The sequence below is a fragment of the Vibrio sp. B181a genome (assembly GCF_030248375.1).
Taxonomy (GTDB): domain Bacteria; phylum Pseudomonadota; class Gammaproteobacteria; order Enterobacterales; family Vibrionaceae; genus Vibrio; species Vibrio campbellii.
In genome coordinates, this window is sequence record NZ_JAHGAD010000024.1 from 1 (window position 1) to 22,951 (window position 22,951).

The 22,951-nt window shown below is 46.6% G+C and carries 19 protein-coding genes and 1 pseudogene; 11 read left to right on the forward strand and 9 right to left on the reverse strand.

Annotation, left to right across the window (positions count from 1 at the left end; all coding sequences use genetic code 11):
* Positions 1 to 15: 15 nt before the first annotated feature.
* From KIO97_RS11890 to KIO97_RS11930, 9 genes and pseudogenes are all read right to left on the reverse strand, one after another.
* A pseudogene (locus tag KIO97_RS11890) lies at positions 16 to 261 on the reverse strand (trypsin-like serine protease); the annotation flags it as partial.
* A 200-nt stretch (positions 262 to 461) separates the two neighbouring features.
* Complete coding sequence (locus KIO97_RS11895) at positions 462 to 944, reverse strand: GNAT family N-acetyltransferase (protein WP_285382640.1); 483 nt, start codon at positions 942 to 944, stop codon at positions 462 to 464.
* A 159-nt stretch (positions 945 to 1,103) separates the two neighbouring features.
* On the reverse strand, positions 1,104 to 2,984 hold the full coding sequence (locus KIO97_RS11900; protein ID WP_285382642.1) for a propionyl-CoA synthetase: 1,881 nt from the start codon (positions 2,982 to 2,984) through the stop codon (positions 1,104 to 1,106).
* A 61-nt stretch (positions 2,985 to 3,045) separates the two neighbouring features.
* The gene (prpF, locus tag KIO97_RS11905) at positions 3,046 to 4,233 is read right to left on the reverse strand and encodes a 2-methylaconitate cis-trans isomerase PrpF (protein WP_285382644.1); all 1,188 of its coding nucleotides are present in this window, start codon (positions 4,231 to 4,233) and stop codon (positions 3,046 to 3,048) included.
* 23 nt (positions 4,234 to 4,256) lie between these two features.
* Positions 4,257 to 6,866, reverse strand: a complete 2,610-nt coding sequence (gene acnD, locus KIO97_RS11910; protein ID WP_285382646.1) for a Fe/S-dependent 2-methylisocitrate dehydratase AcnD — start codon at positions 6,864 to 6,866, stop codon at positions 4,257 to 4,259.
* Between the two features lie 132 nt (positions 6,867 to 6,998).
* The gene (gene prpC, locus KIO97_RS11915) at positions 6,999 to 8,141 is read right to left on the reverse strand and encodes a 2-methylcitrate synthase (RefSeq protein ID WP_285382648.1); all 1,143 of its coding nucleotides are present in this window, start codon (positions 8,139 to 8,141) and stop codon (positions 6,999 to 7,001) included.
* Positions 8,142 to 8,271: 130 nt separating this feature from the next.
* Positions 8,272 to 9,168 carry a methylisocitrate lyase gene (gene prpB, locus KIO97_RS11920; protein WP_285382650.1) on the reverse strand — a complete coding sequence of 299 codons (897 nt, stop codon included), beginning with the start codon at positions 9,166 to 9,168 and terminating at the stop codon, positions 8,272 to 8,274.
* A 12-nt stretch (positions 9,169 to 9,180) separates the two neighbouring features.
* Positions 9,181 to 9,900, reverse strand: coding sequence for a GntR family transcriptional regulator (locus KIO97_RS11925; RefSeq protein WP_038884161.1), 720 nt, complete (start codon positions 9,898 to 9,900; stop codon positions 9,181 to 9,183).
* A gap of 276 nt (positions 9,901 to 10,176) precedes the next feature.
* Positions 10,177 to 11,067, reverse strand: coding sequence for a hypothetical protein (locus KIO97_RS11930; protein ID WP_005426534.1), 891 nt, complete (start codon positions 11,065 to 11,067; stop codon positions 10,177 to 10,179).
* Between the two features lie 134 nt (positions 11,068 to 11,201).
* Between KIO97_RS11930 and KIO97_RS11935 the strand changes: the two genes are divergently transcribed.
* The 11 genes from KIO97_RS11935 (at position 11,202) to KIO97_RS11985 (ending at position 22,897) form a co-directional block, all read left to right on the forward strand.
* The gene (locus KIO97_RS11935; protein WP_285382652.1) at positions 11,202 to 13,184 is read left to right on the forward strand and encodes a type VI secretion system Vgr family protein; all 1,983 of its coding nucleotides are present in this window, start codon (positions 11,202 to 11,204) and stop codon (positions 13,182 to 13,184) included.
* Complete coding sequence (locus KIO97_RS11940) at positions 13,184 to 13,792, forward strand: hypothetical protein (protein WP_285382653.1); 609 nt, start codon at positions 13,184 to 13,186, stop codon at positions 13,790 to 13,792. Before KIO97_RS11935 ends, KIO97_RS11940 begins: the two co-directional genes overlap by 1 nt.
* The gene (locus KIO97_RS11945) at positions 13,789 to 14,091 is read left to right on the forward strand and encodes a PAAR domain-containing protein (protein ID WP_005426629.1); all 303 of its coding nucleotides are present in this window, start codon (positions 13,789 to 13,791) and stop codon (positions 14,089 to 14,091) included. The genes KIO97_RS11940 and KIO97_RS11945 overlap by 4 nt, the downstream gene beginning before the upstream one ends.
* 199 nt (positions 14,092 to 14,290) lie before the next feature.
* Positions 14,291 to 15,760, forward strand: a complete 1,470-nt coding sequence (locus KIO97_RS11950) for an ImpA family type VI secretion system protein (protein ID WP_285382654.1) — start codon at positions 14,291 to 14,293, stop codon at positions 15,758 to 15,760.
* A 33-nt stretch (positions 15,761 to 15,793) separates the two neighbouring features.
* A complete protein-coding gene (locus KIO97_RS11955; RefSeq protein WP_005426582.1) occupies positions 15,794 to 16,315 on the forward strand; it encodes a type VI secretion system tube protein Hcp in 522 nt (173 codons plus the stop codon).
* A 20-nt stretch (positions 16,316 to 16,335) separates the two neighbouring features.
* Entirely contained in the window at positions 16,336 to 16,839 is a 504-nt protein-coding gene (gene tssB / locus KIO97_RS11960) for a type VI secretion system contractile sheath small subunit (RefSeq protein ID WP_005443648.1), read from the forward strand.
* Complete coding sequence (tssC, locus tag KIO97_RS11965; protein ID WP_285382655.1) at positions 16,839 to 18,317, forward strand: type VI secretion system contractile sheath large subunit; 1,479 nt, start codon at positions 16,839 to 16,841, stop codon at positions 18,315 to 18,317. The genes tssB and tssC overlap by 1 nt, the downstream gene beginning before the upstream one ends.
* Positions 18,318 to 18,385: 68 nt before the next feature.
* Positions 18,386 to 19,780, forward strand: a complete 1,395-nt coding sequence (locus tag KIO97_RS11970; protein WP_285382656.1) for a type VI secretion system contractile sheath domain-containing protein — start codon at positions 18,386 to 18,388, stop codon at positions 19,778 to 19,780.
* Positions 19,780 to 20,202, forward strand: coding sequence for a type VI secretion system baseplate subunit TssE (tssE, locus tag KIO97_RS11975; protein ID WP_005451929.1), 423 nt, complete (start codon positions 19,780 to 19,782; stop codon positions 20,200 to 20,202). The genes KIO97_RS11970 and tssE overlap by 1 nt, the downstream gene beginning before the upstream one ends.
* Positions 20,195 to 21,946, forward strand: a complete 1,752-nt coding sequence (gene tssF / locus KIO97_RS11980) for a type VI secretion system baseplate subunit TssF (RefSeq protein ID WP_285382658.1) — start codon at positions 20,195 to 20,197, stop codon at positions 21,944 to 21,946. The genes tssE and tssF overlap by 8 nt, the downstream gene beginning before the upstream one ends.
* 12 nt (positions 21,947 to 21,958) lie before the next feature.
* Positions 21,959 to 22,897 carry a type VI secretion system baseplate subunit TssG gene (locus KIO97_RS11985; RefSeq protein WP_285382660.1) on the forward strand — a complete coding sequence of 313 codons (939 nt, stop codon included), beginning with the start codon at positions 21,959 to 21,961 and terminating at the stop codon, positions 22,895 to 22,897.
* Positions 22,898 to 22,951 lie beyond the last annotated feature (54 nt).

Sequence of the window (22,951 nt, forward strand, 5' to 3'; positions counted from 1 at the left end):
ACTATGCCACTACAGTGCGTCACCGTCCACACAGTGTGCAGCAGTAAGTACGAAACCATCCCCTATATAACTCGCCCCACAAAAAGAACGATTACCATTGCGGCTGACTATCTGTGTATAAAATTTCCAATCGTTAGGGTTTGCCGTGATGCCACCCACGATATCCGGCTGAATCTCACTGTTTTGTGTTTGCGTGACTTGATCTGCACTTGCCAACATTGGCAATAACGCCGTTGCAAGTAAGGTTTTTGATAGGTTCAATGTTATTTTCCTCTTGTTTTATGAGGCACTATTCATGTGCCACTTACAAAACAAGCAAACAAAAACAACATCACCAATTGGAATGAGCATGAGCCGCAAGACGCTGCGACAAAACTATTATTAAAGACCTACTGTCAAACTTATCACTTTCATCCATAGTAAGTACGAATCACTTACTTACCGTCATAATGACGTATTAATTAACGATTGGATAACGACTTTCTTAACCAATGAATATGATGACCAAAACCTTGGTTTTCATAGAGAGAAATCGCCGTTTGGTTAAAGTCCCAAACCTCAACAAACATTTGTTGTACACCGTAATCAACGAACGTCGCCTCAATCTTTTCAATCAAGGCTTTTGCAATGCCCTGTTTACGATACTCGGGTAACACGTACAGCTCATCAACGCTTCCCATCATCACTGGCTTGCTAACCGTAGAAATAAGCTCGCAGAAATGCCCAGATACAAAGCCGATGATCTCATCCCCAACTCTAGCGACATACACCAAACATTCAGGATTATCGAGATAGCGAGCAATACTCTTCTCTTGTTCGATTTCTTCTGCGGTTTTGAAAAATTCCGGAGATTGAATGTGGTGCTCATCATGCAACTCAAACATTAGGTCGTTAAGTTGTTCAAGGTCGTCAAAAAGGGCTGGTTTGATTACAAAAGTAGACATAAGGACTAAGCCAAAAATAAGAATCCATATAGTGTGTGTTTAAACATGCATTTAGGCAAGTAGGAATGCAAAAGCCTCTTGTCGACAAAGCAAGAGGCTTCGATGTTTGAGCTTGCTCCTAGGTAACCTAAGAGCGTACTCAATTAAGATCGTACTTAGCTAACCGCGTTTAAGCACTCGCTCGATTTCGCCAAGACTGGATGGGTCATCAATAGTTGATGGCACCACGTATTGCTCGCCATCGGCTATTTGACGAATGGTTCTTCGTAGAATTTTACCTGAGCGGGTCTTTGGCAAACGGTCAACAACCAGCGCATGTTTAAAGCAAGCCACAGCACCAATCTCGTTGCGTACTTTGCCCACCAACTCACCTTCTAGCGTTAGATCATCAACCTTCACGCCATCTTTAAGAACCACGAAACCAAGTGGTAGCTGACCCTTTAACTCATCATGGATACCAACCACCGCGCATTCCGCAATCGCTGGGTGACCGCCCACGATTTCTTCCATTTCGCCGGTAGACAGACGGTGACCTGCAACGTTAATTACGTCATCAATACGACCCATGATAAACAAGTAGCCATCATCATCTAGGTAACCGCCATCTCCCGATACGTAGTAACCCGGAAATTGACTTAGATAACCGGTTTCAAAGCGGTCATGGTTGCGCCAGACAGTTGGTAAACAGCTTGGTGGTAATGGGCGCTTCAATGCCACAAAACCTTGCTGATTTGCGCCTACTGGCATGCCTATTTCGTTGAGAATTTCGACCTGATAACCAGGTACCGGCTTGGTAGCAGAGCCTGCTTTTACCGGCATCATCTCGATACCGGTCGGATTGCCCGCGATCGCCCATCCAGTCTCGGTTTGCCACCAGTGGTCAATGACCGGCTTATCTGCTTTGCTTTCGACCCACTCTAGCGTTGGTGGATCAAGGCGCTCGCCTGCCATAAAGATAGAGTCGAGGTTGGACAAGTTGTATTGCTTGATGAACTCGCCTTCTGGGTCTTCTTTCTTAATTGCACGGAAAGCGGTTGGCGCGGAGAAAAGCACGTCCACTTTGTATTCGTCACAAACACGCCAGAATGCACCCGGGTCTGGTGTTCTCACCGGTTTGCCTTCGAATAGAATAGTTGTACAGCCATGAATAAGCGGCGCGTACACAATGTAAGAGTGACCTACGACCCACCCTACATCCGATGCAGCCCAGAACACACCATCTTGAGGAATGTTATAAATCGACGTCATCGAATATTTCATCGCTACGGCATGGCCACCATTGTCACGCACCACGCCTTTTGGTTTCCCTGTTGTGCCAGAGGTATACAGAATATAAAGAGGATCTGTCGCAAGCACGGGGACACATGCATGAGGCAAAGCTTGCGCGTATTCTTGCTGCCAATCTAAATCACGCTCAAGATTAAGCTCCGCTTCGCACTGTGGGCGCTGAAGAACAAAGACTTTCTCTGGCTTCCAACGGCTGTCCATAATGGCTTTATCAACCATTGGTTTGTATGGAATTACCTTATTGATTTCGATGCCACAAGACGCCGTCATGATGACTTTGGGTTCTGCGTCTTCAATTCGAACTGCGAGCTCATTCGGAGCAAAACCGCCAAACACCACCGAATGAATTGCACCCAATCGAGCACAAGCTAGCATCGCCATTGCCGCTTCTGGGATCATCGGAATGTAGATGACCACACGATCGCCTTTGGTGACGCCTTGGTTAGAAAGCATGCCCGCGATTTTTGCCACTTGGTCGCGCAGTGCTTGATAACTGTAAGTTTGTTTTTGACCCGTCACTGGCGAATCATAAATCAAGGCGGTTTTATCGCCTCTTCCTTGCTCACAATGATAATCCAACGCGAGCCATGACGTGTTCAACACGCCATCAGGAAACCAACGTTCAATCCCATGTTCGTCAGCTTGTAAGATGGTATTTGGCGCTTCAAACCAATCGATGTTTTCAGCTTGAGCACGCCAAAAGTTTTTCGGTTCATTTTGTGCCCAAAGGTATTCTTTTTGATATGCAGACATATTGCTTCCTCCAGTATGTCCTGACATTGCTTCTCTTAAGTATCACTACCATGCAATTGTGCTATTCAAAGACATTGGAGGGAACACGCACAAAGCCCTCCATCAGTATTCTCGCGCTGCGGCTCATGATGGCCTTCTCAACCACCCAACCTTGTTCTGTTTGTTTGGCTTTTGCCCCCACCTTAAGCGTCCCTGATGGATGCCCAAACGTCACAGATTCTTTCTCTCCGCCACCAGCCGCTAAATTGACCAAAGTACCTGGTACGCATGCCGCCGAGGCAATGGCGACCGCTGCGGTTCCCATCATAGCGTGGTGAAGTTTACCCATAGATAAAGCCCGGACGAGAATATCGACCTCACCTGCTTCTACGGTTTTACCACTCGACGATAAATAGGATTTAGGCTGGGAAACAAACGCAATCTTAGGCGTGTGTTGACGTGTTTGAGCCTCTTCGAGCGAATCAATAAGCCCCATTTTTAACGCGCCATGAGCACGAATGGACTCAAACCTCGCAAGGACTGATTCATCGTTATTGATGTCATTTTGAAGCTCAGTGCCTTGGTAGCCGAGCGCTTCTGCGTCTACGAAGATCGTCGGTATGCCTGCGTTAATGAAAGTGGCGTTAAACGTCCCAACATCTGGCACGACCAAATCGTCTACTAGATTGCCAGTTGGAAACATGCTGCCTTCACCATCAGCAGGGTCGACAAAATCAACTTGAATTTCTGCCGCTGGGAACGTCACTCCATCAAGCTTAAACTCCCCTGTTTCTTGAACGAAACCATTTACGACTGGCACATGAATCAATATGGTTTTGCCAATATTTGCCTGCCATACACGAACGGTAACGATGCCTTTTTCGGGAATACGATCTTCGTCGATCAACCCTGCATGGATGGCGAACGGTCCGACTGCAGCAGAAAGATTGCCACAGTTACCACTCCAATCAACAAACGGCTTATCTATCGATACTTGCCCGAACAGGTAATCAACGTCGTGATCGACTCGCTGACTGCGCGACACAACCACAGTTTTACTGGTGCTGGAAGTTGCGCCGCCCATGCCATCAATTTGTTTGGCGTACGGGTCAGGGCTACCAATCACACGAAGTAGCAGTTTGTCTCTTGCCTCACCTGCGACTTGCGCTGGCTGTGGCAAATCTTCAAGGTTGAAGAACACACCTTTGCTCGTACCGCCGCGCATGTAAGTCGCCGGGACTTTGATTTGGCTTTGCATCTTGCTATCCATATCTTGCTCCGTTATTGCGCTATCTATTGCGAGAGGAAATCTTGAGCAAAGCGCTGTAACACACCGCCCGCTTTGTACACGTGAACTTCATCTTCGGTATCGAGTCGACAAGTCACCGGCACATCAACCTTGTCGCCATTTGCACGAGTAATCACCAATGCCAAATCAGCACCAGGAGTGATATCGCCGATAACGTCATAAAGTTCAGTGCCATCTAATTCGAGCGTATTTCGGTTCACGCCATCTTTAAATTGCAGAGGCAATACACCCATGCCAACTAAATTGGTACGGTGAATACGCTCAAACCCTTCAGCAACAATGGCTTCTACCCCCGCCAAGCGAACGCCTTTCGCCGCCCAATCTCGCGACGAACCTTGACCATAATCCGCACCTGCGACCACGATAAGCGGCTGCTTGCGATTCATGTAAGTCTCAATCGCTTCCCACATGCGTGTCACTTTGCCTTCAGGTTCGACTCTCGCCAGCGATCCTTGCACGACTTCGCCATTTTCCTTGACCATTTCATTGAACAATTTCGGGTTGGCGAAAGTGGCGCGCTGCGCGGTTAAGTGATCGCCTCGGTGAGTCGCGTATGAGTTGAAGTCTTCTTCTGGCACGCCCATCTTCGCAAGGTATTCACCTGCGGCGCTGCTTGCCAAAATTGCGTTCGATGGCGACAAGTGGTCGGTCGTAATGTTATCGCCTAGAACGGCGAGAGGACGCATTGAAGACAGAGTCCGCTCACCAGCCAGTGCTCCCTCCCCCTCTTTTTGCCAGTAGGGAGGTCTTCGGATATACGTACTCATCGGACGCCAATCGTAGAGCGGATTCGGATTGCGAGCCTCATCATTCAGTTTGAACATTTGAATGTAGATTTGATTAAATTGCTCAGGCTTAACGTATTCACCCACCACAGCATCAATTTCTTCATCCGTTGGCCACAAGTCGTTGAGATAAACGGGCTTGCCATCTTTGTCTGTGCCTAAAGAGTCACGTTCGATATCAAAACGAATCGTACCAGCTAACGCGTAAGCAACGACCAAAGGTGGTGATGCCAAGAATGCTTGTTTTGCATAAGGATGAATTCGACCATCAAAGTTGCGGTTCCCAGAAAGTACCGCCGTTGAATACAGATCTCGGTCGATGATCTCTTGTTGGATTTTCGGGTCAAGTGCACCACTCATACCGTTACAGGTTGTACACGCATAAGCGACAATACCAAAACCAAGTTTCTCTAGTTCAGGGAGTAAGCCAGATTCTTCAAGGTATAATCGAGCCACTTTAGAACCCGGTGCAAATGAAGACTTCACCCAAGGTTTGCGCACCAAGCCAAGCTCATTCGCTTTCTTAGCAACCAAACCGGCCGCCACAACGTTTCTTGGGTTACTGGTATTAGTGCAAGAAGTAATCGCTGCGATGATCACCGCACCATCCGGAAGTTCGCCTTCATTCTCTTGCCACTCGCCAGAAACGCCGCGCTCAGCAAGCTCTGAAGTAGGTAAACGACGATGAGGATTTGATGGTCCAGCCAGATTGCGCCCGACTTGGGACAAATCGAACTCAAGCACGCGCTCGTAAACTGCCGTGTCTAAATCATCCGCCCACAGACCGGTTTGCTTAGCATACTTCTCGACCAAGTCGACCTGTTGATCGTCACGTCCTGTCAGTTTGAGGTAATTAATGGTCTGCTCATCAATGTAGAACATCCCAGCGGTTGCACCGTATTCTGGCGTCATGTTTGAGATGGTCGCGCGGTCGCCAATGGTTAGGTCTCGCGCCCCTTCGCCAAAGAATTCGAGATAGGATGAAACCACGCGTTCATTGCGTAGGAACTCGGTAATCGCCAACACGATATCGGTAGCGGTAATACCCGGTTGACGCTTACCAGTAAGCTTCACGCCAACAATGTCTGGCAAACGCATCATCGATGGGCGACCAAGCATCACCGTCTCCGCCTCTAAACCGCCGACACCAATCGCAATAACACCAAGTGAATCAACGTGAGGTGTGTGACTGTCTGTGCCGACACAGGTATCTGGGTAAGCAATGCCTTGCTTGGCTTGCACCACTGGGGACATTTTCTCCAAGTTGATTTGGTGCATGATGCCGTTACCTGCTGGAATAACACTGACGTTCTCAAAAGCCGTTTTACACCATTCAATAAAATGGAATCGGTCTTCGTTTCTGCGCTCTTCTATCGCGCGGTTTTTCTCAAACGCCTCTGGGTCAAAGCCTGCATGCTCGACCGCCAGTGAATGGTCAACGATCAACTGCGTTTCAACCACAGGGTTTACTTTCGCTGGGTCACCGCCTTGTTCGGCAATCGCATCACGCAAACCAGCGAGGTCGACTAATGCAGTTTGTCCAAGAATGTCATGACAAACCACACGTGCCGGATACCAAGGAAAATCAAGGTCACGCTTGCGTTCAATCAACTGTTTTAAGCTATCAGTGAGTGTATTCGGGTCACAGCGACGAACCAACTGCTCTGCTAAAACGCGTGAGGTGTATGGGAGCTTTTCATAGGCTCCAGGAGAAATATCGTTAACTGCTTCTCGGGTATCAAAATAATCGAGTTGGGTTCCCGGGAGCGGCTTACGATATTGAGTATTTATATTTGTGGTGATGCTCATGGGCTTGCTTCCGCTTTAGTGTACATCTTGTGCCTAAACGCACCGCGATACTGTTTTTGAAATGGATTCGCGGTGAAAGAGACGCCCCTTGTGAATTCCATCAAGACAAAACTCACAAAGAGGCATCACGCGCTAGCGTTGTTCGATTGGCACCCAGTCTTGATGATCCGGTCCGGTATAATCCGCACTTGGGCGAATGATTCGGTTGTTCGCACGTTGTTCATACACGTGCGCCGCCCAACCTGTCAGTCGGCTCATCACAAAGATTGGTGTAAACAATTTGGTTGGAATATCCATGAAGTGGTAAGCCGAAGCATGGAAGAAGTCGGCATTACAGAACAGACCTTTCTCTCGCTTCATGACGGATTCCACGCGCTCAGAAACTGCGTAAAGATGGGTGTCACCCACCTCTTTCGATAACGCTTCTGACCAACGCTTGATCAGTGCATTACGAGGGTCACTTTCACGATAAATCGCATGACCAAAGCCCATGACTTTGTCTTTGTTCTCTAGCATCTGAAGAATATTGGCTTCTGCCTCATCTGGCGTTTGCCAATCTTGAATCATTTCCATCGCTGCTTCGTTTGCCCCACCATGAAGTGGGCCACGTAACGTACCGATAGCAGCCGTAATACAAGAATGAAGATCAGAAAGCGTAGAAGCACACACGCGCGCAGCAAATGTTGAGGCATTGAATTCATGCTCTGCATAAAGAATCAAAGAACAGTGCATCACCTTTTTGTGCGTTTCACTTGGTGCTTTATCGGTGAGCAGTTTTAGGAAGTAGCCGCCAATGCAGTCTTCACTGTTATCGTGCGTTTTGATTCGCACGCCATCGTGGCTGAAGCGATACCAGTAACAAATAATGGCAGGGAAAAGCGCCAGCATTCGCTCAGTAGCATGCAGCTGTTGCTCAAAGTCCATTTCTTGCTCTAAGTTACCCAGCATAGAGCAACCTGTGCGCATAACATCCATCGGGTGAGCATCAGCAGGAATCAGCTCTAACGCCTGTTTAAGCTCCGCTGGTAAGCCACGCAGGCTCAATAGATGTGTCTTGTAGGCGTCTAGCTCTTGTTGATTAGGTAAGTGACCGCGTAACAGCAAATGCGCCACTTCTTCAAATTGAGCATGATTTGCCAAGTCCGTAATATCGTAACCACGATACGTTAGACCTGTCCCCGTTTTACCGACAGTGCATAAAGCTGTACTTCCAGCGCTTTGGCCGCGTAGACCTGCGCCACCTATCTCAGCTTTCTTTTCTACAGAATGAGGCATTGTTGAACTCCTTTTCTGTCTGATTTGGCTCTCTTAATGGGCTCTTTTGAATCAGACAATTTTCACGTTATTGGATTAGAGATTCTTAAATAGTATTTGTCTTGGGCTTCCGTTTGTTTCTTAGTTGACCTTATTTACCTTCGGAGAACAGCTTGTCTAACTTATTCTCGTAGTCGTGGTAATTAAGGTGCTCATACAGCTCTTTTCGTGTCTGCATTGAATCAAGCAACGCTTCTTGGTTGCCAACTTCTAGCAAGTGTTTGTAAACCAACTCGGCAGCTTTGTTCATCGCACGGAATGCGCTCAATGGGTACAAAACCATGTCCACTTTGGATTGCGCTAGCTCTTCACAGCCGTATAGAGGTGTTTGTCCAAACTCAGTAATGTTGGCAAGAATCGGAACGTGCTTTCCTGTCGCGTCTTGAAGCGCTGTCGAAAACTGTTGATATTGGTCTAGCTGATTCATCGCCTCTGGGAAGATCATGTCTGCGCCTGCTTCCACACATGCAATCGCACGTTCAATCGCACTGTCCATGCCTTCAACCGCTAACGCATCAGTACGAGCCATAATGACAAAACTCTCGTCATTACGTGCATCCACCGCCGCTTTCACTCGGTCGACCATTTCTTGTTGGCTAACAATCGCTTTGTTTGGGCGATGACCACAGCGCTTCTGTGCCACTTGGTCTTCCATATGCACTGCCGCCGCACCCGCTTTTTCCATCGCTTTAATGGTTCGAGCAATATTAAATGCACCGCCGAAACCGGTATCGATATCAACCAATAACGGCAGATCACACGCGTTGGTGATGCGGTCCACATCCACCAAAACATCGTTCAATGTCGTAATGCCAAGATCTGGCAAACCGTAAGACGCATTGGCGATGCCGCCACCCGACAAATAGATAGCTTGGTGACCCAAGTTTTTCGCCATCATGGCGCAGTATGGGTTAATGGTGCCGACGATCTGCAGCGGGTTGTTTTGCTCAATGGCGAGTCTGAACCTCGCCCCCGGAGATAAGCTCATGACAATTTCCTTCTAGTCTTGTTCTCTATCTTTACTTTCAGAATGTAGAATCTGTAATTCGATAAGTTTTCGGCTGCCTGAGATGTGCCTTCTCATCAGCATTTCTGCCAGCTCTTCATCACGATTGCGAATCGCTTGTAGAATGAATTTGTGTTCATTGAGTGCTTCATTAGGACGAGATTGCGCACGTGGCGATTGGTAGCGATACATGCGCAACAAGTGATACAGCTCGTCGCAAAGCAAAGAGATAAGCTTGCTGTTTCGGCTCGCTTGAATGATTCGATAATGGAAGTCGAAGTCACCATGCTGGTGGAAATAAGACGCCCCTTCAACTTCATCGATGTGTTTGGAATGTGTCGACAATAGCATTTCCAAACTCAGTAATTCTTCTTGAGTGATATAGCGAGCCGCGAGTCTGGCAGCCATGCCTTCTAATGCCTCGCGGACTGAATATAATTCGATGAGCTTTTCTGGAGAGAAAGTAATAACGCGAGCACCAACATGTGGAATACGCTCAATCAAACCAAGTCCTTCAAGGCGCATCATGGCTTCACGTAAAGGACCTCTACTCACTTGATACTTCTTGGCTAATTCAGGCTCTGAGATTTTACTGCCCGGTTCAATTTCACCACTCACAATCGCTTCCACTAACGATTCGGTCAGCGATTCAGATTTAGTGTGTTCCTTCTCAGAGACAATCACTTTATGACGAGTTTTCAATTCTGTATTCATATTCAAGGCACTCGTATTTAGAAATCAAAGTGTCAACAATTTGTTAACCTGAATATAAAATAGACGATCAAATTGTCGACAATCAAGTAAATTGTCGACAATTTAGACTAAGGTATAGTGCTATTAAGTGATTTATGAGTGAATATATAGACAAATTAATGAGAACAGCCAGAGATTGTCGACAATAAAAAACCAATAAATTCAGACAGTAAATAGAAATAGGGAGCAAAACGGCTCCCTATTTAGGTTCAATTTGGTAACAAACGGCAGATTTATCTAGTTGACCAGTTTGTAGGTTAGGTCTTTTTCATCCAACAAACCGGATTCAACAAGGTTTCTCTCCAACATCATATCTTGCAGTTGTTTCAGCGAGTTGATGTTACCGTAACTACGACGGATCTGGTCAAACGCTTCTTCAAGTTGCGGTAGGTTTTGTGCATTCATCTGGTCGGTAGTCGCTTCAGAAGCAGCTAAGAACCACTCTACATCCTTGGTGATCTCTTGCACTTGAATCAGGCTTTCACGCAATTTCGCTTGGTAATGCTCGACCTCTTTGATGGCAGAAAAGAACTCCGTCCATGCTTGCATGTTATCGATAGCGGATGTGGAAGACATGGTGGTTTTGTTGAGCTTCACACGGGACTCATTGATCGCCTCTTTCAGCTTGAATAAACGCAAACTGAGTTCATCAGAACGCTTTGGCAGTAACTTAACTTCGTACTTCACCAATTTACGAATCGCATGAATGTGTTCATCACGCTTACGCGCTGAAAGCGCCAGGAACTCATGATCGACTTTTCCGACTGAATTGGTTTTGAGTTGTTTGCGAGCAGATTCAATTTTTTTATTAAGAAGAGATTTAACGCCTTTCTTTGAGCCCTCTTCCCATGCTTTACGAGAAGCGGCTTTTAACGCTGCGCCACCTGCAACTTCTAACAGGGCTGCACCTTCTTTCGAACCGGGAAATGGAATCATCCCGATACCAGTCCTCACCCCTTTTTGCGCAATATCCATCGCAACCATTTTCTTGTCACGTTTTACCCAGTTCTTTGCAGATTGGTATTTATTGCCGAATTTTCTCGCCCAACTTTTGTGATATGACTTACTGTCCTTTTCTACATTTTGCAAAAACTCTTTCGCCATCTTTTTTGCATTTTGACTCGCCATAAAGAACTCCTTTTCTTTTAATAAATCGAATAGCGGATAAGATCTAATACTGCTATTTTTTGAATAATTCGATTAATAATAGTATTTATATTTCAAAAATTTATTATTTAAAAGTTTAAGCATAAGGATATGCAATGGCTGATAAATACAGCAGTTCGGCTAGTTTGATGTCTGCAAAAGACTCAAGTAATCAAGAACATATCATAAGCAATGCAACAGTAAAGCAAGCCTTATCAGAGCCCTTTGAAATCAAAGCAATGCTGGTATCCAGTGGCTTTGACATGCAAGATCAGTTGGGGCAATTTCTTACGATAAACCGTTATTTCAACCAATCTGGCAGTAATACACTCAATCGTTCCTACAACGGAATTGTGACATTGATCCAACATTTAGGAATGGATTCAAATTTACAAAACCACCAATACGAAATAACACTTAAACCGTGGTTTTGGTTATTAAAACACACACATTCTTTCCGGGTTTATCAAAATCAATCCACACAAGAAATCGTCAGTGATATTTTCGACAACGCTGGTTTCAAAGGAAACTATAAAATATCCAGCATGCCTTCGACCAAGCGTGAATATTGTTTGCAATATAACGAATCGGATTTTGATTTCGTTTCTCGCCTGCTCGCTGAGGAAGGTGTTCATTATTATTTCGAGCATACGAGTGGTTCACACACCATGATTTTGCAAGACGCTCAAACCCCATTTGATAAAGCCAGCACAGCAAAGTTCGACATGAAAGAAACACCGACTGGCTCACTCCCTCTGATTGAAGATTGGTGCCCGACCGTTGCCTTTCATGGCGCGAGTGTTGAGCTATCAAGCTACGATTATTCGCAGACGAAACTCATTACCAGCGGCAGTAAAACCTCCAGCAATACCATTGCCAACAACACTAAACTTGCCAACACGCGTTACCCGACTTTGGGTATCAGCGGGGACATGACGGATCTCTCTAGTAATCTTGCCAAGCGTCGAATCGAGTATGTTGAGCAGGATTACCAAAGTGTCATTGCCAGCGCAAAACACGATCTCTTCGAGCTCGGTACTTACTTCTCGCTTTCAAGCCATTTAGACAAAGATCAACTTGGTGACTTTTCGGTCATCAGTATGGAAGTGGAATACACTGAAAATGCACAGAGCAGCACCAGGCTGAAAGTGATTCCAAAAGATACTCCTCACTACCCGCGACCTTGCTCAAAACAAGTGGTTCAGGGTTTACAGAGCGCAGTCGTTGCTGGATCAACCGCGGGTGATATTAATCAGGACGAACAAGGTCGTGTACGTATTCAGTTCCAATGGGATACAGACGCAAGCGGTGACAAAACCAGTTGCTATGTTCGTGTTGCACAGATGCTTGCGGGAAGTGGTTACGGTGCTCAGTTTGTGCCGCGTGCCGGGCAAGAAGTTCTGGTCTCTTTCATCGATGGCGATCCAGATAGACCAATCATCACAGGCAGCGTTTACAACAGCAAAAATGCCCCGCCATACGCAGAAGCCAATACAACAAAGTCAGGCATCAAAACTCAACTTTCCGGACAGAGCAACGAGCTATACTTCGATGACAAAAAAGACAATGAACTGCTTTACCTTCGCGCAGCCAAAGACCTGACGCAAGAAGTTGAAAACAACCAAACCGAAACCATCAAGGGTGAATTAAGCCAGACGATCACCAAAGCGGTGTCTGTCTCGACAGAAGACAACTACTCGCTGAGCGTAACCAAAGCATTGAGCGAAAAAGCCAAGTCGATTTCGATTGAAGCTGACGATTCTATCGAGCTCAAAGTTGGCTCAAGCAAAATCACCCTATCCTCATCATCCATTGCCATTGAAGCAACCAATATCGACGTCAAAGCGAGCAGCGCGTTGAATTTGGAAGGGACCAACGTCACCAGCAAAGCCACTTCAGCCAACAAAGTTTCAGGCACCACGACCGCGCTTGAAGCTACCAGTTCAAACAGCATTTCTGGCTTGAGTATTTCCATCAAAGCAGACACCACGCTCTCTGCTGAAGGCTCTTTGAGTGCGGAGTTTAAATCGGGTCTCAAAGCGACATTTGATGGCGGCGTAATGGGTGAAGTGAAAGGCGCAATTGTAAAGGTTAACTAATGAAATATAAGAAGATTCCATACCAAACGGCTGGGCAAATACTACCGAGATTCAAAGCCAGCGACGAGGCGAAAGCTCTGCTAGACGAAGAAACCAGCATCAGCGATGCAATTCACTCACTCACAGACAAAGAGCTCTACAACGATCTCGTTCAGTTTTTGACTCACGCTCTACCCGTCCGGGAGGCGATCTGGTGGGGAGCGTTGTGTTTAAATCAACGTAATGAGGAATGGTCACCACTTCAAAAGCAGAGTGTCGAAACTTGTATGGCTTGGGTGCGTTCACCCTCCGAAGAATTGCGCCGCAAAGCCGAACATCTTTCTCATCGATTGGAACTGAATTGTGGGCCATCTTGGCTTGCTCAAGCGGTATTTTGGAATGGTTCGGGCAGCATCGTTGCGCCAGATATTCCCCCCGTTATGCCTGATCCTTTTCTGTATGCTAAAGCGACTGCAGGTGCGATCAATCACGCAGCCGCTTTGCCTCAATGGGACAAGACGAAACCTTACTATCAAGCCGCAATCGCCATGGCTTTGGATATCGCTGCAGGCGGTCAAGGCACTTCAGATAGCCAATCACAAACCGCTGAGCAAGGAGAACTACGATGACATTACCTGCTGCTCGTATAACTGACATGCATGTTTGCCCAATGCAGACACCTGCAACGCCACCGATCCCTCATGTGGGAGGTCCGGTCACCGGTCCCGGGGCACCTACTGTGTTGATCGGTAGCTTACCGGCCGCGACAGTAAGTGACGTTTGCGTGTGCGTTGGAACCCCAGATTCTATCGCGATGGGAAGCACGACCGTGCTATTAAGCAATAAGCCTGCAGCCCGAATGGGAGACACGACGTCTCATGGTGGCAGTATTGTTGCAGGCATGCCAACCGTATTGATTGGAGGATAAACCCTTATAATATTCATGGCTTTGTATTAACAGTTTTATTCGTCCGACCAATTTTTTGGATCAACCTCTTAGTTTTTATTAAATGTTTAATTTACTTCAACTAATTTAGAAATCTCTCCTAGACTCAAATTTACCAACTATGAAACCAGAGGAACGGAATTATCTCTGGCTTAATAAAACAATAATTCATGGATTGAATATGGTTGATATTGATAGTCTTTTGGCACCGATCACAGATGGATCGCCGAGTGGCGTCTATCTAAAACTCGATAGAAGTGCCTATCGAGCACTGAGAAACAGTTACAATGCGGCGCAATCGTCGTTTCGACAGCTAGTGGAAACGCCCGATGCATCCAGTGATGAAGCCTTGCTTGAGAGTAATGATGAAAACTGGACACAACTGCGTACCGCAACATTTCACGCTCTTACCCAGTCAAGCAAAGACTTGGAGTTACTAGGTTGGTATATCACCAGTCAGTTGTTCACCGACGCACCCTATCGAAATCTTGCCGACGCAACGCAAGTTCTTCTAAGCACCGTGGAGCAGTTTTGGGACTCTCTCAATCCATTCCTTCCTGAAGACAAACTAAAAAGCGCTGAAGAGTCTGGCATAGCGAGAGAACGTGCTGAGTTCCGTATGAAGCCTTTGCTACAGCTTGTTGGCGAAACTCATGATACCACTGCCGTGTATATGCCTTTGCAGTTAATCGGCTTGATTGATGACATCACTTTTGCCGATTATCTTCGTGCAGAGCGCAACGGTTCGCTTGGCGAAATCAAAACTAAAGCGCAAAACCTTTTCAACGCAGACACGCAAGACATCTTAATGGATTTGGCGCAAACCTATCAAAATCTTGATGCTATAGAACAAGCCATCGCGAAGCATTGCCAACCAATTAACGCTACGCCAGTAAGTTTCAAATTCATCAAAGAAAACATCGCTGAACTGATAAATGCGATTCGTTACCTCACCGAAGATAATTTTTCCAAGTGGCCGTTAGACGAAAAATTTAGGCTGTTAAAAGATGAACAACAAGCCGCTGAGTTAGAACTACCAAACGTAAGCGCTGTTGAGCCGACTGATAACATATTGGAATCAGTTGCTCAAACAACGGTTCAAGCGAGTAAAGAAACAAGCCAAACGTCTTCTACTCAGCAAATCGATTCTGTGCCCCCCACTTCGACAACACAGACTCAACCCCTTATCCAAGCGCCTTCCGTTAGCATCGATGCTCAAGTACAAAATCGCGACCACGCCTTTCACGAACTTAGAAAGCTCGCCGACTACTTCAAACAAACCGAGCCACACAGCCCTGTTCCGTTCTTGCTTGAGCGCGCAATTCGTTGGGGTTATCTGAGCTTACCAGAACTACTCCAAGAAATGACTGGTGGCAACAACCAAGTGCTCGACCATATCAATCAACTCACCGGAATGGACAACTTAGAACAAACCATTCTGAAGAAAATTCCTGAACCACAATCAGTGCCAGAGTCGGTTCCGACCGTACCACCTGCGACTGAGGTTCAAACTGCCTCTAATGAGGAGTCTCAAAGTGCAACGTCAATTGAAACAACAACGTCAGAGCAAAGCGACACTCCAAATACAACCAACCAACCAGAAGTAAAAACTACTCAATCGTCGAGCGGTATTACCGATTTCGAGTGGTGAAGCAAAAAATGCTAAAAAGCAAAGGAGAACCCAATGGCTTCTATTTACATGAGAATTGATGGCACCACACCAAAAGGTGCTGCAACGGTAGAAAAGATCGGTGGCAAGGATGGATTTTTTGCTATTGATACAGTGAACTGGAGTGCCGTTCGTGGCGTTGGCATCGACGTCGGTAATGCGAACAACGCAGACCAAGGCATGGTCGCGCTAGGTGAAGTGAACATCTCTCGTGGCTGTGATGGCGCGACACCGTACTTAACGACTTTCCTTTACGCGCCAGGTGGTGAAGGCAAAACCATCGAAATCGTGATGACTAAGCCAAACCGTGAAGGTTCTGGTGCAGATCCATACCTAATCCTGACACTGAGCGCAGCACGTATGTCGAGCTACAACATGGGCGCGTCGGATGGTCACCTGCCAAATGAATCGTTCAGCTTGACATACACCGAGATTTCGAAAGCGTACTACATCGAAGGCGAAGGCGGCAAAATCGAGAAAGGTCCTGAAGTGGGCTTTGACGCGACGACAGCGAAAGTTACTTCGACAGCTTCTTAATGGAATAAGGAGATACCATTATGGCACTGAACTCCCAACACAAGCGAGTGAGCAAAAACCGTGTAAGTATTACTTACGATGTCGAGACGAATGGCGCAGTAGAAACCAAAGAACTCCCTTTTGTGGTGGGAGTCGTCGGTGATTATTCGGGTCACAAGCAAGACAAAGAAGACGTGGAAGATCGCACCTTCTATAACGTCGACAAAGACAACTTCGATACTGTCATGAAGCGTGTTGGTCCTGAGTTATCACTCAAAGTGGACAACGTTTTGGTTGATGACGACAGCCAAATCGAAGCGAGCCTGAAATTCTCATCAATGAAAGATTTCGAGCCTGAAGCCATCGTTGAGCAAGTTGAACCGCTCAAGAAGCTTGTTGAAACTCGTAACCAACTCAAAGTACTGCTTTCAAAAGCGGACCGTTCTCGTGATCTAGAGAAGCTACTCAAGGAAGTTCTGCAAAGCGCAGACACTATCAACGCCCTTTCCGATGAGCTAGGCATCCAGAAAGAAGGAGCAGAATAATGACGACGGAAGTTGAAAACCAACCACAAGCAGAAGCGGCTGAAGCTTCGCTGAGCTTTCTGGATCGTGCAATCGAAGCGACCACACAAACGCCAGCGGACACGACAAAAGAACTGTTCTCTGTACTGGCAGAGCAAGCGCTAAGCGGTACAGTAACCTGGGACAAGAACGTCACCAAAACGATTGAAAACGCCATCGTAGAGATCGACAAAAAGCTTTCTAAACAGCTATCGAAAGTCATGCAAGAAAATGACTTCCAAAAGCTAGAAGGTTCATGGCGTGGTCTGCAAAAACTGGTTAAAGAGAGCGACCTAGGACGTTCACTGAAAATCAAAATGGTCGACTACACCAAAGACGAGCTGCTTGATCAGTTTGAAGATGCGCCTGCCATCGACCGTAGCCCACTGTTTAACGCGGTATACCAAGGCGAATACGGCACAGCAGGTGGTGAACCATACGGCACCTTCATCGGTGATTACGAGTTCAGCGCAAAAGATGAAGACGTCGCCCTACTACGCTACATGGGTGAAGTAGCCGCTGCGTGTCACGCTCCGTTCATTGCCGCAGCAAACGCAGAAATGTTTGAGTTCAATGACTTCACTACCTTTGAAGAAGGCAAACCTGTCGCGGCTGGTTTTGATTCTCCAGCTTACGCTGCATGGAACTCGTTCCGTGAAAGTGACGACGCGCGCTACGTAACTCTAACACTACCTCGCACACTGGCTCGCCTTCCTTACGGTGAGAAAGGTCTTGGCACCAAGCTGTTTAGCTACGAAGAATTAAACACTGACCAAGATGGCAACCCGAACCCATCAAGCAATGATGAGTTGGTTTGGTCAAATGCCGCTTACGAGTTGGGTCTGAAAATGACGCAAGCCTTCACTGCGTACAGTTGGTGTACAGCGATTCGCGGTCTGGATAACGGCGGTAAAGTAGAAAACCTACCAAACCTAACTTATAAGACCGAAGCTGGCGACTTGGTTCAGCAATGTCCAACAGAAGTGAACCTAACCGACGAACGCGAGAAAGAGTTAAGTGACCTAGGCTTCTTGCCACTGGTTCACTACAAAAACTCAAACTACGGCGTATTCATCGGCGGTCAAACAACACAGCAACCGAAAACGTACACAGATCCAGATGCAACAGCAAACGCAGCCATTTCAGCGCGTCTTCCTTACATCATGGCAAGTGGTCGCATCGCTCACTACTTGAAAGTCATGGGTCGCGACAAGCTAGGTTCAAACCTAGAAGCGCCAGACATTCAACGTGAACTGCAATTGTGGATCGATCAATACACCAACGCTGGTGCAATTGGTAACGATCAACGAGCGAAAACACCATTGGCAGAGTCTCGCATTGAAGTGGTTGAACAACCGGGTAAACCGGGCGCGTATTCAGCCGTTGCTCACCTGAGACCTTGGCTACAACTTGAAGAACTGACTACGTCGGTTCGTATGGTAGCGAAGATCCCAGGTTAAGCACGATAAAGCTTGGTCGAAGTAGGATGCTTCGACCAAGCCAATTCAATTTAGGTCACAAGGATAGTATGAGTAAGATTTATCACTCAGGTTGGCAGACCCAATTTACACAGCTAGACGATAAAGACAGCGACTTTTTACAAGAGGCGCTCTCTTTACTGTCTCAAGTGTCTCGCTCCGCGCTAGACAGTTTCGATGCGCTTATCACACATGTTTCACGCTTAATTGCAGAGATTGACAATAAGCTCTCGAAACAGATGGATACATTACTGCATCACCCAGAATTTGAAGCACTGCAAACTAATTGGCTAGGGCTTCAAGGCTTAGCCACCCTGCCCGTTAATTACCAACGCACTCAACTCAAGCTACTCAATATGAGTTGGGAAGAAGTGTCTTCCGACGTCAATCAAGCCTACAGCACCAAAACGTCCGAGTTGTACAACAAGATCGGTAACCAAGAGTTAAACACCTTGGGCGGACATCCATTCGGTTGCTTGTTATTCACACAGCCAGTAGCAGCAGATATGGATTTCGAATCTGACTACGATGATTTGTTCACTGTGGAGCTATTAAGCCGCTTGGGAGAAGCCACATTATGCCCAATGCTGTTTGCTCCTAATCGCGATTTCTTTGTCGAATCCGGCGCAGACTGGCTGTCTGACATCAACCGAATCGAGAAGATCCTTGCTAGTCCTGATTACCAATCGTGGCAGTCCTTACGCAGTAAGTCCTCTGCGCGTTTTATTGGTTTAGTGATGCCAGAAATGTGTATGCGTACACGTTATCAAAATGCCAAAGTGGGGTTTATCTACAACGAGAAACAAAACGGGCTTTGGGGAAATGCAGGCTTTGCGTTTGTATCAACCATTATGCGAGAACATCAACGTGTGAGTTGGTTTGGCTTCTTGAAATCTCGCTGGAACGACAACAACCAAGGTGCCGTGGTCAATCAAAGCCAAAGCGATAGCTATTTTCTGATTCAACCACAAACCAAAGTGACTTTGTTTGGGCAACTGTCGACCTTCTACAGTCGCAGCGGTTTTATCCCTCTTACTAAGAGCCCTTTGAGCGATAAGTTTTACTTCAATGGTAACAATTCGATTTGGCACAACAGCGAGTCTGATAACGAGAAAGTCCTCACTCAAATCCAAACATCATTGATGTCTTGCCGCATTGCGCATTATCTCAAAGTACAAGTGCGAGAGATGATTGGCAGCTTCAAAACAGCTGCTGAGTGTGAATTATTCCTCTCTCAATGGATAGAAAAGTTCTCTAGCAACGTCGCGTATGCCAACGAAGAAACCCTATCAAAATACCCATTGAGTTTTGCAAAGATCAGCGTGTGCGACTCCGATCATCATCCGGGCAATTTCGTCTGTACTTTGCGCATCGTACCGCAGTATCAATACGACCATTTCAGCGGCGAAGTGGTGCTGACAACAGAATTGGATGAGGTGGCGTAATGAGTTTTTGGCGTACCTTTGTGCAAACTGCCCCTACGACTCGTCGAGATGATATCGAGGACATCAAGTATCACCTGACTCGCCTGTTTGATTCGGAAGCGTCACTGATGAGCATTGATGATCGGTTAACCGAAGTGCAGCGCTCTAACTACCGTTTTGGCATCGAGGATGTGCACCTGTTGAGTGCCAGTCTAGACCACCAGCAATTAGCCCTCAAACTAGAAAACTACATTCGACATTTCGAGCCACGCCTTAGCCAAGTCATGGTTGAACTGGTTGAGCGTAAAGCGGGAGAAAACACCATCGCTTTCAATATCGTCGCCAAAGCCAAAACGGCACAGGGCGAAAAAGAGCTGATTTTTGATTCCAAGATTTCATTAAGCGACATGACCACTGATATGAAGGAGGATTTGTATGAGTGATCCTCTACTGCGTTATTACGAGCAAGAGCTGACTTTTGTTCGCCGTGCTCTCGGTCAATTTGGTTCTGAACACCCAGAACACGCACAACGCCTCAATATTCATCAGGGACAAATCGAAGATCCAAGTTTGGCTCGCTTATTGGATGGCGTGGCATTACTGAATGCCAACGTTGAAAAACGTCTATCTGAGCAAATCCCTGAAGTTGTCGAAGGACTGCTTGGCGTGCTTTACCCAAATTACATTCAAACGGTACCAAGTGTGGCGTATCTAGAAATGAGCACAGACGCGCCTTCCACAGACAGCACGACGCTTCCAAAAGGCACACGCTTTTCTTCCGAGTCACAAGGCAAAACATGTTTATTCACCACAACGGATGAACTCAAAACGACACCATTTGCACTGATTGACACCAAGGCAAGCAGCGCACCTTTTGACTTCAATCGCCCACAAGGTAGTGAACAAACTACCGCCGTTATTCAACTCACTCTGTCTACTGGTGATGATGATGTGCACTTCAGTCAATTAGTGTTAGAAGATCTCGACTTCTTCGTTCAAGGTTTCGAGAACAATGCGGATTCCTTGGTTGAACTGCTGCTCAGTGAAGCGCGTGCAATATCGATTTCCGACATCAATGGTGAGAATCACGCTGTCTTAGCTGCCAATCAGCTAAAGAGCCGAATCAGCGATAAGCAGTTTCAGTTTCTGCCACAAAAAGGCAATCAATTTTCTGGCTACCATTTGATGAACGAATTTTTCTTCTTCAAAGAGAAACGTCAGTTCTTCCGTCTTAAAGGCTTTGGTGAAGCGTGTCAGCAACATGATTGCTCCACTGTGGTGTTAAACCTGTTTATGCACTCTTTGCCGATGGAGTTTATCCGTCTTTTCGATAATCAAGTGTTTAAGCTCAATGTCGTGCCTGCGGTGAACCTCTTCGAGCAAACGGGCGAACCAACCAGCTATGACCAACGTAGCCTGACCATTCCCGTTAATGCCGATGCGCATACCGATAATGAAATTCAAGTGGTCGACATTTTGGATGTGTTTGAGATTACGTCGAGCGGTCAAAAACTGCTGACACCACTGTTTAAAGACAGTTACCAAAGCGACCCACATTGTGATTACTGGCAAAGCCGAAAAGATTCCACTGGTGAACTGCGATTGGCGATCAGCCTAAACGCCAATCAAGAGCTCGAATTCAATAAACTCTATGGCACTCGCCTTCTTTGTACCAATGGCAAACAAGCATGCACCATAAATGGTGAGATGACATGTTTAGAGCCGATCGATTTGCCCGGTGATTTTCATTCGCTCTACCCGCCTTCAGCTCCTATAGAACGCGAATCTGATGCCAATATGCACTGGCAATTTATCGGGCTACTGAACAGTAACTTCTCGTCTCTGCTGCACTCAGAAGATCCGACTCAGCAGCTTAAGCAAATGCTGCAATTGTGTAGCCGCAATCAGTTAGTAAGCGATGAAATTCAGATGATTCAGTCAGTAAAAGTGCGCTCACAAGTTTCATCAATGCGTATTCTAGGCAAGAACGTCTTCTCTCCGGGCACAGAGATTGAAATCACTCTCGATACGTCTGGTAACTATCTGACTTTCACCGATGTGTTGAATCGCTTATTCCAACAGTTCTGTAGTTTTGATCGCTACATTCAGCTCACAATTCGTCTTTATGGCAAAGATGGCATTGCGAGGCGTTATCCAAAAATCCACGGGAGCCAGCGCTCGATGTAGCGTGGAAGATAGATGATGTCGATGTCACTGATTAACGATTTAAAAGCGAACCCACATGAGTATGACTTTGCTCAAGCAATGCGATTGCTGATGCAAATGGCAAAACAGTCTGGGCATAAGCTGAAGTTAGAGCTCAAAGCGGAAGCCATGCCTCATGGTGATGCCGACGATATTCAATACTTCTCGTTCAGTGACCACAGCGCCAAGGTTCGTATTGCGCAGCAAGCACTATCTGGTGCACAAGGGGTTATCCCAAACTACATCTATGAGGAATTGTTGTTTGCACTGCATAACGACGATCACGCACTCAAGGACTTTTTAGACGTATTCAATCAACGCCATTTTGAACTTGCCGCGCAGCTAGAACTCGCTCCTCACCTCTTGGTTCAGAAAGAGCTGGCGAAAGAAAAAACCGATTTACTCAAACAACTGGCGAACCTGAAACACGAACACGGCGCGCTGTTCCAGTATTCGCTGTTGTTCGCTCAAGGGCATCGTAACTTAGAAACGTTAGAGCAGATCCTTAACGACTACTTCCCTTACCAAATCGATGTGTCGACTAAGAGCCATGAACGTCGTCAGTTACCAGCAAGTTCTCTTACCCGTTTGGGACAAAAAGACGACTACAACAGCGGAATCGGACAAGGCTTCCTCATTGGCAAAACGTGCATGACTTACAACCAACATCTTGTAGTGAGCATCCAGCCTGCCAACCGCAAAGAGCTGCATCAAATTCATAGAGATTCTCAGTTGGCGAGCCACATGCGCCAGCTCATTCAACATTATTTACGAGACGCCACGCCGATTTCTATTTATCTCAACGTTAAGCGTGCGTATCTCGAAAAACCAAGGCTATCTGCTCAACCAGATCAAGCCGCAAAATTGGGTGAAGTGGATTGCCTCGCCCCAGAACGTAAACCTACAGAGCGGATTCGGATTCTTCTGAAGTAGCTAGGTAGACACCGCGACGACAAAGAAAGTTATCGCGCAAAAGACAAGGATAAG